At 69.3% G+C, this 12,843-nt stretch carries 6 protein-coding genes and 1 tRNA gene; 4 read left to right on the top strand and 3 right to left on the bottom strand.

Going from position 1 to position 12,843, the window contains the following annotated elements; all coding sequences use genetic code 11:
- Positions 1-47: 47 nt before the first annotated feature.
- A complete protein-coding gene (locus K6I34_RS18540; protein WP_229327402.1) occupies positions 48-365 on the top strand; it encodes a DUF1844 domain-containing protein in 318 nt (105 codons plus the stop codon).
- Between the two features lie 25 nt (positions 366-390).
- Here the strand turns inward: K6I34_RS18540 and K6I34_RS18545 are convergent, their stop codons facing one another.
- The 3 genes from K6I34_RS18545 to K6I34_RS18555 form a co-directional block, all read right to left on the bottom strand.
- A complete protein-coding gene (locus K6I34_RS18545) occupies positions 391-1,194 on the bottom strand; it encodes an MIP family channel protein (protein ID WP_229327397.1) in 804 nt (267 codons plus the stop codon).
- 89 nt (positions 1,195-1,283) lie between these two features.
- Positions 1,284-2,018, bottom strand: coding sequence for an SseB family protein (locus K6I34_RS18550; RefSeq protein WP_229327398.1), 735 nt, complete (start codon positions 2,016-2,018; stop codon positions 1,284-1,286).
- A 388-nt stretch (positions 2,019-2,406) separates the two neighbouring features.
- Positions 2,407-3,738: a DUF2254 domain-containing protein gene (locus K6I34_RS18555; protein ID WP_229327399.1), complete on the bottom strand. Its 1,332-nt coding sequence runs from the start codon at positions 3,736-3,738 to the stop codon at positions 2,407-2,409.
- A gap of 106 nt (positions 3,739-3,844) precedes the next feature.
- Here K6I34_RS18555 and K6I34_RS18560 point away from each other — a divergent pair.
- The 3 genes from K6I34_RS18560 (at position 3,845) to K6I34_RS18570 (ending at position 12,542) form a co-directional block, all read left to right on the top strand.
- A tRNA-Leu gene (locus K6I34_RS18560) sits at positions 3,845-3,929 on the top strand.
- Between the two features lie 376 nt (positions 3,930-4,305).
- Entirely contained in the window at positions 4,306-10,191 is a 5,886-nt protein-coding gene (locus K6I34_RS18565) for a DEAD/DEAH box helicase (protein WP_229327400.1), read from the top strand.
- On the top strand, positions 10,188-12,542 hold the full coding sequence (locus tag K6I34_RS18570; protein ID WP_229327401.1) for a hypothetical protein: 2,355 nt from the start codon (positions 10,188-10,190) through the stop codon (positions 12,540-12,542). Before K6I34_RS18565 ends, K6I34_RS18570 begins: the two co-directional genes overlap by 4 nt.
- The last annotated feature ends 301 nt before the right edge of the window (positions 12,543-12,843 follow it).

Consider the following 12,843-nt stretch of genomic DNA (forward strand, 5'->3'; position numbering starts at 1 on the left):
AGTCCGTCCCCGCCGCCGCCCCTGAGCAGGCGCCGGACTTCGACACCCTGACCCGTGACATCGCGGACGTGCCCGCGGTCGAGGTGATCACCACGGTCGCGGTGCACCTGATGAGCTCGGCGGCGGTCAACCTCGGCCTCGCCGAGGGCGGCGAGGACCACAAGGACCTCGACGAGGCCCGGAAGCTGATCACCGCGCTCGCCGGTCTGGTCACCGCGGGCGCCACCGAGATCAGCAACTTCCACGCGGGCCCGCTGCGCGACGGCCTGCGCTCGCTGCAGCTGGCGTTCCGCGAGGCGTCCGTCGTCCCGGACGAGCCGGGCCAGGGCCCGGGCGAGAAGTTCACGGGCCCGGTCTTCGGCTGAGACCGGCGCTTCCCGCCCCTCCGGCTCAGGCACCGGTCTTCGGGCCGGTGTCGGAGCGGGGGTAGGGGTTCTTCGTCAGCTCGTCGGCGAGGTTCGCGGGCCCCATGCGCGGGTGCGTCGCCTGGTGCGCGAAGGCCGCGAGCGCGCCGCCGACCAGCGGGGCCACGATGAACAGCCACAGCTGGGACAGCGCACCCCCGCCCGCGAAGAGCGCCGGGCCGATGCTGCGGGCCGGGTTCACCGACGTACCCGTCAGCGGGATGCCCACCAGGTGGATCACGGCGAGGGCCAGGCCGATGGGCAGCCCGTCGAAGCCCACCACCGCGATCTTGTGGGTCACCGCGAGATAGACGAAGACGAGCAGGAAGGTCAGGACGACCTCCGCCAGGAACGCCCCGCCCGCGTCGACGTGCAGGGCCGACCGCTCCGAGAAGCCGTTGCTGCCGAAGGCCCCGTGCGTCTTGAGCCCCGGCACCTGCTTGGCCAGCAGGAACAGCACCGCCGCGCCCACGATGCCGCCGAGGATCTGGGCGATCCAGTACTCGATGGCCGTACGCAGCGAGATCCGGCCTTCCAGGAAGGACCCGAGCGTCACCGCCGGGTTGACGTGGCAGCCCGAGACCGGCCCCAGCGCGTACGCGAGGGCCAGCAGCGTGAAGCCGAAGGCCAGCGCGATGCCGAGCACGCCGATGTAGTCGGCCGCGAGGACGGCCGAACCGACGGCGAAGAACACCAGCAGCGCGGTGCCGAGGAATTCTGCCGTGAAGGTCCTCACCTGGACGGGGTCCAGGCGGTCAAGACGCAGTGCCCCCAGTTTGGCGGCGTCCATGGCGCCCTCCTGAGCATCGTCGACTGTCTTCGCATTGTCGGACGAACCAGGACGAGTCGCCTGTTGGAGGCTTGTCGGAGCCGCTGTGCTCAGCGGCTGAAGAGGGGCTCCCCCGGGACCTCCGCGCCCGGCGGCAGCAGCGCGAGGTCCAGGCCGCGCACGAGCCGGGCGCGCAGCACCTCGTCGGCGGCCAGCGCCCCGGCGATCCGCTGGGCGACCTCGCCGGGCGCGGTGCCCGCGGCGGGCTCCAGGGCCAGGGTGCCGTCCGCCTCGGTGGATGCCACCAGATGGGCGCGGCGCACGCCAGGCTCGGCGTCCAGCACCGCGCGCAGCGCGTCCGTCACGGCCGGGTCGGCCAGCGGGTCGGCGCTCTCCCGCCCCTCCGCGAGCGCGAGCAGCGCCGGGCCGGTCAGCGGGTACGGCACGGGGCCCGCGATGTCGAAGACGATGGTGTCCGCCCGCTCGTGCGCGGCCGCCTGGAGCGCCTGGTGCAGCGGCACGGCGACGGGCCGGGCGTCCGCCCGCCACCGGGCCAGCGTCTCGACGGACGTGAACGCGGGCAGCGCCTTGCGGCCGTCCGGCGCCTGGAACGTCGGCACGGCCATGTCACTGGTCTTCTCGCGCTTCAGGCCGTCCGGCCCGGTCTCGACCTCGCCCAGCACGGCGACCACCGGCACGAGCAGCCGGGCGCCACGGAGGGCGGCGAGCACGCGCGGCTCCGCGGCGGGATCGGCCGCCCACGCGGCGAGGGCCGCGGCCAGCTCGGGGTCGGCGGAACCGTTGTCGTCTGCGAACCCGGGATCGGGGATGTTCTTGAGCGCCACGGCTCGACCCTATCGGGGGCACGGCGCACCCGACCGGCCCGGGTCGTCCGGTGGTGGTGTGTGGGCCGGGGGCGGGGCCTCCGGCCGGAACCTGAAACGCGGTGCGTGCGGCCGATTCGAGTGGGGAACCGTGATCCATGCACCGTCGTTTCAGAACCCGCCCTCCGGCCGCCCCCTCCACCGGAGGTCGGCTGTCCGTAGGGGGCACCTGCGCCGGTTGTCGGCTCTCCGCCCGTCCGGGCCGCGCCCCGTCAGGGGCGCGGGGAACTGCGCGAGAAGTCCCCACCGGCCCGCAGTCGCCGGACGAGCATGGGCGACCGAGCTCGTGGGCGGCTTTTAGGGGCGCGGGGAACGGCGCGAGAAGCCCCACTCACCCGCACACGAAGAACTACCCGATCCCCTGCCGGTCCGGCCGCAAGGCGAACGTGCGGTCCGCCGCCTCCGGAGTCCCCCGCTCCACCGCCTGCTCCAGCAGAACCCGATGCCGCGCGAGCGCCGCGCAGCGCTCGGGCGGGGCCAGGGCCGTCAGGTCCGCCAGCGCCGCCATCAGACGGCGCGTCACCTGCGGAGCGGACGTCGCGCAGCCGCGGATCTCCGTGAAGCCCAGGTCGACGAGGTCCGTCCAGCCCGGGAGGTCCTGGACCAGCCGCACCGTGCCCTGCCGGTCGCAGTGCTGGAGGGCGCCCAGCGGGCGGCCCGCGACGGCGGCGAGGATCTGGACGATGCGGTCGAGGCACTGGACGGCGGTCGTCGGGTCGTTGACGGCGGGGGACAGGGCCCGCAGCGCGATGTCGGACAGCTGCCGGAGCCCGAAGCCCAGATCCTGGTGGAAGGTCCGCTCGACCCCGACCGACACGGTGCGGCGCAGAGCCCGCGGCGGGGGACCCGTCCCGCCGTGCACCGCGAGCACCGGCATCCCCGGCACCACGAAGTCCCCGATCCGCGGGATCAGCCGCAGCACCACCCCGTACCGCCGCGCCACCCGCACCAGCCGGGCGATGTTCACGTCCCGCAGCACTCCGGCCCGCCCCCGGTGGATGACGGTGGCGACGGGCGGGGCGAGCCCGGGGGCCGTGCCGCCTGCCGCCGCGTGCCGGTCCAGTACGCGGAAGGACTCGCGGGCGATGTGGTCGATGACGTGGACGACCCGCATCAGCCGGAGCGTCGAGTTCACATACGCGACGAAGAGCCCCAGGCTCACCAGCACCATCAGCACGCAGGCGATGCTGGAGACGAACGGCACCGTCTCCACCGTCCGCGGATCGGTGTCCCCCTGGTACGAGGCCTGCACCAGCAGCGCGAACAGGAACGTCGCCAGGAACCACGCGAACGTGCACTTGGTGATCCGGCTGCGTACGTACAGCCGCACCACGCGCGGTGACATCTGCCCGCTGGCCATCTGCAGCGCGACCAGGCTGATCGAGAACACCACGCCGATGAAGGTCAGCATCGCCGAGCCCACGGTCGTGATGATCGTCTTGGTGTCGTCGGCGATGTCGATCAGGTCGGAGACCGTGGCGTAGTCGCCGTCCCGCTGGAGCCACGTGATCAGCAGGCTGTCGAGGAAGAGCGCCACCGCGGCCAGCGCGGCGGCTCCCACCAGCCCCAGGGCCGGCGCGAACCAGAAGGTGTCCCGCAGGTGCTCCCGCAGGGGCGAGAGCGGGCGGGGCCTGCGCCGCACCAGCCCATTCGACGCCCCAGCCTGTCCGGATTTGGGCATAAACGCAGCTTATGTCCAGCCTCGGCACCGCGGTAAACGGCACTCCGAAACCTTGGTATTGTTATCCATGTCGCCGCGGGGAACGCCCCACGAAGACAAACACCTGGTCCGGGTGGCGGAATGGCAGACGCGCTAGCTTGAGGTGCTAGTGCCCTTTATCGGGCGTGGGGGTTCAAGTCCCCCCTCGGACACATGTAGGGATGCTCGCAAGATCGTCTCGGCAGATTCCAAGTTACCGGTGAGTCATATGGCTCGCCGGTAACTTTTTTTTATTCCTGGGTCTATGCGGTCGGACGCTCGGTGACGGAGCGGTACGGGATGCATCAGCCTTGTGACGTGAGCTTGACCGCCACGGTCTCTGTGTCGAGCGCGTCGGGGCGGGCCGCGGAACCAGGGGCTGCGCGATGAGGGCCGAGTGATCCGGCGAACCGGCGCTCTCCGGAGGTGCGTGCCGTAATCTCCGGAAGCAATGTGCATGAAGCAGGCTCGCCGGCGGGGGCGCGGGGCGTAGCCTGCGGTAATCAGCCGTCTGCGTGGTGGGGCGACCCGCAGGTGGAGGGGGTGGTCATGAGCATGGAAGAGCGGGTTCCAGCCGCGGTCCGGAAAATCGTGGAGCTGGTCCGGGGCTACCCGGAGGGCATCACCCGTGACAGGCTGGCTGCTGAGGCACGGCAGCGGTACGAGACGCTGCCCGAAGTGCGTCTGTTGAAGCTGGTCGAGCAGGCGGTGGCTGCCGGGCTGCTCGTGGACGCCGTGGACGGACTGCTGACGGCAGCCGGTAAACCCTCCGTGACTGCGGCCGCCTCTCCGTGCAGGGCGTCCGAATGGCGAGGCCGCAGGTTCGTCGCCTTGGACGTGGAGAGCCTTGTGCTGACCGGTCCTGCGGAGCCCTACCTGGAACGGCATGTCTACCAAGCTGCTGCTGTGCGTTTCGGGACCGACGACGAGTGGAACTCGGATGCGCCGCTCTGGGAGCGGCACATCCGCCTCGCCTGTGACGAGGAGGAGATTCGGGCCGCGGCTGTGCGGGAGCGCGTCCGCGACGAAGGCGTGGCTCCCCGGCAGGCGTGGGCGGAGCTTGCCGGGTTTGTCTCCGAAGCGGACGTCGTCATCGCATACAACGGCACCGGACTCGACTTTCCTCTGGTGAGAGAAGCTGCGGCCCGTGTGGGGTGCGAGGACCCGCTGGAGGGCCGTGTTCTGGCTGACGGCCTGTACCTCGCTCATGCAGTGTGGCCGACGGCGTCATCGCACAGGCTTCACGCGATTGCCGAGGACGTGAGCCTTCCTATGCCGGGTCTGCACGCGCACTCGGCTCCCGACGATGCCGAACTGCTGATCCGGGTGCTGAAGCGGGCGTCCGTTGAAGTGGCCCGCTGGGAACCCGGATTGGCTCGACTGGTGGCTGCCGTCTGTGCCGATTCCCCCGGCTGGCAGGTGCTGAAGGAGCTGGCTCCGTCGGGGGTGTTCGGCTCTCATCGTGCCGAGGAGGTCTGGGACCGGCAGGGTGTCTCGCAGCTGCTCGGGGAGCTGCTGCAGTCCCGGCACAGGCCGCGGCGCGGGCGCCATGGCCGGGCCGCCGTCCGGGTGCCCGGGACGCTGCGTGGTGCGGACGGCAGGGTGGCTCCTTCGCGGCTCGCCGCCGCGGTGCACGGGGGCAGGGCTGAGCCGCGGTCCGCGCAGCAGCGTATGGCGGACACCCTGCACGAGTGGACTGCCCAGGGCGTCGCAGGGCTGTTGGAGGCACCCACCGGTACGGGCAAGAGCTACGCGGTGCTCGCAGCGGCTCTCGAGTGGCTGGCGGGGGCTCCGGAACGCACCGCTGTCATCGCCACGTTCACCAAGCAGCTTCAGAACCAGATGGCTGCTGACCTCAAGGACCTCGAACGCGCCTTTCCCGGCATTCTCGGTATCGCGGACCTGGTCAAAGGGCAGAGCAGCCGGCTCTCGCTGGCGGCTTTGACATCGGTGCTCGCCGAGGCCGCATGTGTACGCCCCACAGGGCGCGGCCGGACCCGCGTCGTGGAGAAGACCCGTTTTCGCGAGTTGGCTGTCTACCTGCTCACACGATTACGGGCGTGCACCGAAGCCCCGTGGTCCTGGACGGCAAGGTCCGTCGACCCCGTCGATCTGCCTCCCTTCTTTTCTGATTACGCGGGTTACGAGCTGACGCTCTGGCTGCAGGCGTTGTCGCAGCGTGACGGCGACTACCGGTCCGGGGCCGACACCCCGCTCGCCCCATTCACGGACACCGTGCGGGAGGCCATCTCCGGGCACCGGCTCGTCCTCGCCAACCACGCGCTCGTCCTTGCCCACCTCGACGACCTGCGAGCTCTCGGGCCGGAGGCCCTGCTCATCGTCGACGAGGCTCACGAACTGGAGAATGCCGCTACCTCGGCGCTGAGCGTGACAGCCGACTACCGCGACATGGAGGATCTGCTCGCCGAATGCCGCTCCTGGCTTGCCGATGCACGCAAGGGCGATTCCCGTGACCGGGTTGTCCATGCTGTCGCCGCGCTGGAGGAACTGTTCGACGACGAGCGATTCCCTCGCCTCGTTGCCCGTGCTTTCGACGCCAGGGCCAAGGGAGTCGGCGTACGAGTCGGCAATCGCACGGCAGTACTGGCCAGTCCTTACGCCGGCACAGCGGGAACCCAGGACGCCCGCCGCATCCAGCAGATGTTGGTCCGGGTCTCGCGCGCGGTCAGTGTCGTCGGTGCCTCGCTCGCCCACTACCTCGCCGAACACGTGGCGGAACTCGACATGCTCGTCCAGGAGCGGGTGCGCGGCCTCGGTCGGCGTGCCGGGGACTGCACAGCTGCCCTTGACCGCCTCATCTCCGATACCGATGCCCTGTTACGTCCTGCCGCGGTCGCTCTCGACGGAACGCGGGGTGATGCGGCGCCATCGCGGGTGGTGTACCTGGAGGAGCTCGGCGAGCCGGAGCCGGGACTCCGCTCCTATCGCTTCCGGATCGCCTCAAGCCCCATCGATCTGCCGGCCGATCCCGAGTGGGGGCGCTACCTGGAGTCCTTCAAGCGCGTTCACTATGTCTCCGCGACCTTACGTGTTGCCGGTGAATGGACCTTCGTGCGCGAACGGCTCGGTCTGGCCGAAGACCTTCCTGCCCTCGCTCTCCCCTCCCCGTTCAATCTGGCGCGCCAGGCGGAGCTGGTGTGCTTCTCCGATTTCCCTTCCTGGGCGGAGCAGGAAAAGGGAGCCATGCACACGGTCGCTCACCAACTTGCCGGATATGCGGAGGAGATGACCTCATTGCGTCCGGCCGGGGACGGGCACGACGGCGGGGCGATGGTGCTCACCACGGCCCGCGCCACTGCGGCGGGTATCGGCGACCTGCTGGAGCGGGAACTGCGCGCGCGTTCCCTCACGGCACCGGTCCGCAACGCGCTGGCTCTCGGCAACGGCCGTGCCTTCGCGGAGTTCACCGACACAGCCCGTGGCGGCGGGTTCCTCGTAGGCACCAAGGGGCTCTGGCAGGGCGTCGATGTCCGTGACGAACAGCTGTTGCGCCTGGTGTGGATCAACAAGCTGCCCTTCGCCCCTTTCGCCGCACCCGTCATCGAAGCGCGGCGAGCCGCGGTACGGGAGCGCGCCGACGAAGCGGGGCACCCTGATCCGGACGGGGCAGCCACAGAGGGTTATTACCTGCCTCTGGCCGCGCTCCAACTGCGTCAGGCTGTTGGACGCCTCATCCGTTCCGAACGGCATCGAGGAGTCATCGTCCTCAGCGACCGCAAGCTCGGCGGCCACACCGGCCTGCGCCGTGCCTACCGTCGTGTGTTTCTCGGCAGTCTCGACGAGGGACTGCTGCACCCCGACCCGGTCACCCGGGAGGCAGGCGGCGGCAATGTAGCCACCATGGCGGACGGCTGGCGCCGCATCTGGGGGTTCATGGCTCGCGAAGGGCTCCTGTCTGCTGACAGGGCATCCGAGCTGTGCACGGACGCCGCACTCGACCGCCATACGTTGCTGCCGCACACGCGTCGTATCCGGGACTTGGCGCTTACCCGGGACGAAGTCGAGCGGCTGTCTGGCGACGGCCTGCTCACCGCCGAGGTTCTTCGCCGTGCCGCACTTGTCGGTGGACTGCTCGGTCTCTCGGACGAGCCCGTCGCCCTCAAGCCTGCCCAGCAGAGGGTGATCCGCGCAGTCGCCGAAGGACGCAATGTCCTGGGGCTGCTGCCCACCGGCTTCGGGAAGAGCTTCACCTTTCAGCTGCCTGCTCTCGTTCTCCCAGGTGTCACCATTGTCATCAGCCCTCTCGTGGCGTTGATGCACGACCAGGCCCTCGAACTCAACCGGTCCATCGGTGGAGCGGTCCGAGCATTGATTTCGCCGCTGCGTGAGTCCAGCAGCCGGGCTGGTAAGACCGAGGTCGCCGATCAGCTCCAAGGGCGTGAGGAACACGGCATACGGCTGGTGTACGTCAGCCCCGAACGACTGTGTCAGCGCCGCTTCCGTGAGCTCGTGCGGCAAGCGGTGGCCCGGGGAACGGTTACCCGCATCGCCGTGGACGAGGCGCACACCATGGCTCAGTGGGAGGACTTCCGGCCCAGTATGCGGAGGGTCGGCCGCTTCCTCACGGAGCTTCGGGAAGAGTTCGGACTTCCGGTCACCGCGGTCACCGCCACAGCCAATCGCTCCGTCCATGGGGCCTTACGGGAAGGCCTGTTCGGCATGGCGCCGGAGCCGTCCGCCGCCGGTTCGGCACAGGAACGCGCCGAAGCGGCCCGGCCGGCACGCGGCGGTCTGGTGACCGTGCGGGAGAACCCGATCAGGCCCGAACTGGCCGTATTCCGGAGGTCACTGAAGCAGCCCGGCTCCGGTGGTGTGGTGGGTCTTGCCGAGCAGGTCGTGGACACTCTCGACGGTCACGCGATCTTCTACTGCCTCACCGTCAAAGAGGTCAACGCCCTCCATGCGCACCTGGCCGAGTACGTGGGCAACAACGGTGTGCGGGTGCTGCGGTTCCACGGCCGGCTGACGGAAGCGGAGAAGTCCGCAGTCATGACGGAGTTCCGTGAGACCCCTCGGCAGGGAGCCGAAGGGTTCGCTCCCGTTGTCACCGTGGCCACCTCTGCCTTCGGCCTCGGAGTCAACCGGCCCGATGTCCGTACGGTGTTCTGCGTGTCGCCGCCCACTGACCTGGCTGCGCTCTACCAGCAGATCGGGCGGGCGGGCCGCGACAGCACGGGCCGTGCCGCCGAGAAGGACGGACCGGTCAACACGGCTCTCGCCCTGGCCACCAATCGAGGACTGCGCACGGTGCGGTTCATGACCGGACAGGACTTGCCCGTGCCGGTGCTGCGTCGAATGGGACAAGCGGTGCTCAGCGCACGGAGCAGCCTGGACGCCACCGCAGTGGCCGAGGACCTCATGATGGAGGATGTCGCCGCAGGTGTGCTGAACGAGAGTGAACTTCGCAGCAGTCATGCCGTGGAGCGCTACAGAACGGGGGTCATGCGCGCTTTCAGCGCCTTGGCCGACCTCGGGGCCGTCACCGACTTGGGCGATTACCCGCCGCTCTGCGTCGTCAAGGCCGGTGAGACCGCCCACGGGCGGGGAGACGCCGTGGAACAACGGCTTGTGTCCGCCGTGCTCGCGATGCCGACCCACTCACACCTGCGTGTCGAAGCAGTCGACTCCTGCCTCGCGCGGTACATCGATGACTACCGGGATCTCGCGGATGGCCCTGCCGGAACGTGGGAGATTCTCGCTGACCTGCATGACCGAGGGCTGCTGGACGTGTCCGCTGCCCCCAGCCGTCGGCTGGTGACCGGCCTCGCCGTCCATCATCGGCGCCTGCCCGGTGGCTTCCTCCCTCTCCTCGCCCGCCGCACTGCCCGGGCGGCCGGGGAACTTGCTCTGCTCAAGGACTTCTTCGAGGACACCACCACGTGCGCCCACCGGAAGTTCGCCGACTACTTCGGTACGCCGGAACTCCCCGAGGGCTGCTGCGGCAACGCGCGCTGCCGGTGCTCGGCCTGCTGGGTCGTACCTGACTGGCCGGCGAACGAGCGACGCCCCGCTGTAGCCCAAGCGTTCGAGAGTGCGGCTCCCCAAGCCGGTGGCAGCGCTGACAGCACCATGCGCACCCGACGCCTCGACCACCACGTCTACCGTCTTGTCCGGCTGATGCGCGGAGGCATCCATCCGCGAATGCTCTGGCATGCGCTGCGCGGGGAGGAAGCGCCCTACCATCCACTGCGGCAACGGCGGGTGCCGTTGCCCAGGACGCTGCGGGACAGCAGGCACTTCGGCGGGCGCGTCGACCTTTCCTACGGGGAAGTCGAGAAGAGCCTGCTCCGGTTGGCCGAGACAGGAGCCGCGTCGAGTACTGAAGACGGCCGATGGCACGCCCGCAGGACCCTGGGGCCGACCGCAGCGCAAACCCACACCGGGAGGGACGAGAACGAAGGCAGGAAACGATGACCGAGGCGCCGGACAGCGGTTCCCCAGGACTGTGGCAGCCCTACGTCGACGAACCGCTGCTGACACCGGCGATGACTGACGGGTATGACGCCGTACCGGCGGCCGAGCTTGAACGCCTGCGGCACTACCTGGAGGGACTCTCCGCGCTCAGACGTGCCCCCGTTCATGTGTCGGTCGCCTTCAACGCGACCTATTTCGGTTACGACCTCGGGGGAGAGGGATACGGATCGAGTCCGCTCGATCTGGACGCGTTCCCCATCGTCTCCTTCGGAGGACGCTCCCCGGCTCTGCCCGTCGGAGCCATGGTCCACATCGCCACCGGGGCGCAGCCGCTGTATGCGGAGATCGTGTACAAGGAAGGACGACATCCGGGAGTCAGCTCCCTCGGTGACGTACCCGCCTGGATATCCGGGGCACCAGCCGGCGCCTCGGGGCCGGGCCTCCTGAACGTCCACGAGGATGATCCCGTACGTCGTGAACTGCTCATCCCTGATTTCCACGCCTTCGGCAGCGCGCTGAGCCCGAGCCCGGCCCAGCTGAACCGGCTGCGCGACCAAGCACGTTGGCTCGACCGGCAGGGACACCTCCTGGTCGACGCCGTCCATCCGTCCCACGAGGCGGCGAGGGCGGATGACGGCGCGACGTATGCCGACTATCTGCTGACCGCGGCCCGTGAGCAGTTCCTGAGCCCCCTCGTGCCCGTGCCGCTCACCGATCTGACGGGCGGGAAGGAGGAGCACGTCCTGCGCGGTGCGTTGTCACGGCTCCTGGCCGTGATCCGGCGCGTGCTCGTATCGAGCGACAAACTGCGGATGTGGCGGTCCTACGCCATGACGTGCGAGGCCCTAGCCCAATGCTGGAAGGACCGAGGCCCGCTCGGGGGCGACGACATGGGCACACTCGCCGCAGCCCTGCAGCGGGCCGCCAAGCCCGTCACCAAGCGACGCCATGGAATGCCGAGTACGACCACGGTGTACACCGCGGTGGGCCCGCGGCTGTACGACTTTCCCGAAGCCGATCCGCTGCTGACCGGCGTCGGTTATGCGGCAGCCGTGTGCAGAGCCAATCTGGCACTTGCCGACGTGCTGCGGGGGGAGAGCGAGAACGGTTTTTTCGCCGATGGAACGCGAGTCACCCTCGACGACGCGTTTGAAGGAGGCGGGGTGTGGCGGTCGTGCCACCCGGCCACGCACGAGCCGATGAGTGACCCCCTGACCCCCGCTGGGCTCGGCTGGCGCACGTCGGTACAGCCCGCAGCCCCGCCGAGGGGATCGTCCGCGATGCCGGGAGCGGCCGAGGAGAAGCGCCACGAGCCTGCGGAGCAGGTGGCCGGGGCCATGGACGTTCCTCATCTCGAACCTGTCGACCAGCCCCTGGACGACGCCGGACTCGTGACGGGCCAGCTGCTGCGGATCAGCGACAGCGAGGTGGCATGGCGGATGTCCTTGAGGCTCACCCACCTGATGGACTGCTCCTTCCCGCTGCGCCCGATCGTCGCTGACGAACTGCGTGGTCTGAGCGGGCAGTCTCCAGTCCGCCTGGAGCTGGCGCATCCGGGAGGTGAGCTGGATGAGTCGGAGGCGGTACAGGACATCCTGTTCGACGACGCGGGAGGAACGGGCCGATTGCTGGGTGTCGAATGGCCTCTGGACTTCTTCCCTGGGCTCGAACTCCGCTTCCAGTGGCCACGAGGCGGACGCGTCATCCGGGCGACCACCAGCCTGCTCGAGGTCCCCATGGTGGTGGATGGACGCACCATCTCGCACCGGTACGACGCGGGGGTTCTCACTCGCGAAGACGTACCCGGCAGTACACGTACCCACGACTCCCCGACCGGTCTCGGCCCTGAGCAGCTGGTGATGCGTGTTGTACGCCGCTGTGGCCTCCTCACCCTTGACGGGCACGCCCTGCTGGACCGGACCGCCCTGCCCGTCGCCGTCTATGGCCGGCCTCCGGCGGCCTCTCAGACCACCGGCCTGGAGGCCGCGGTGGTACAGCTCCTTACCAAGGGCGAGCTGTACTCCGCCGTCGGCAGCCATGACGCCGACGGACATCTCCACTTCCCCGCTTGGGAGGGCGAGCCACGGATTCCGCTCGTCGGCTACACCCCGAACCCCATGCCTGTAGAGCACCGTGCCCCGACCGGCGACGTGATGAGACGGCAGGCTCTGCCGACACCGGTAACGCCCTACTGTGTCTTCGGTCACTTGCGGCGCCTGCAGCCGGGGAAATCTCCCAGCGAGGCGCAACGCGCCGCTTTCCGCGAGCACTGCCGCAGGCTCGGCAAGGCTGACGGCTGGGAGCTGCCGCCCGGCTACACCTTTGTCACCCAGCACACCCGGAGTCGCTGAACTCCTTGCGCCAACCCCGCCGCACCATGAATGGAGCACGCATGCACGATCGGTACCGCGTCAAGGCGGATGCCAAACTGAATCCACCAGGAGTTCCACTGGAGCCGCTCGGAGCATTGGCGGCAGCTCTCAATGCCGCGGGGACACCCATAGCGGACGCGCTGGAGGAGCTCATGTCGGCGACGGTCGAACTCTGACCCTTTGACGGCGTGTCAATACTGACCCATTTGTGGATCTTCATCTCATTCTGGCCTTGCTGATCAAGGTCAGGAGGAAAGGGTGATCCTCGTGGAAGACTGGG

Origin of the sequence: Streptomyces sp. UNOC14_S4, from assembly GCF_020740835.1 — a bacterium.
Taxonomy (GTDB): Bacteria; Actinomycetota; Actinomycetes; order Streptomycetales; family Streptomycetaceae; genus Streptomyces.

Coding starts and splice junctions, on each gene's coding strand:
- K6I34_RS18565 (WP_229327400.1), top strand. CDS start 4,306: ATGAGCATGGAAGAGCGGGTTCCAGCCGCGGTCCGGAAAATCGTGGAG.
- K6I34_RS18570 (WP_229327401.1), top strand. CDS start 10,188: ATGACCGAGGCGCCGGACAGCGGTTCCCCAGGACTGTGGCAGCCCTAC.
- K6I34_RS18555 (WP_229327399.1), bottom strand. CDS start 3,738: ATGCCCAAATCCGGACAGGCTGGGGCGTCGAATGGGCTGGTGCGGCGC.
- K6I34_RS18545 (WP_229327397.1), bottom strand. CDS start 1,194: ATGGACGCCGCCAAACTGGGGGCACTGCGTCTTGACCGCCTGGACCCC.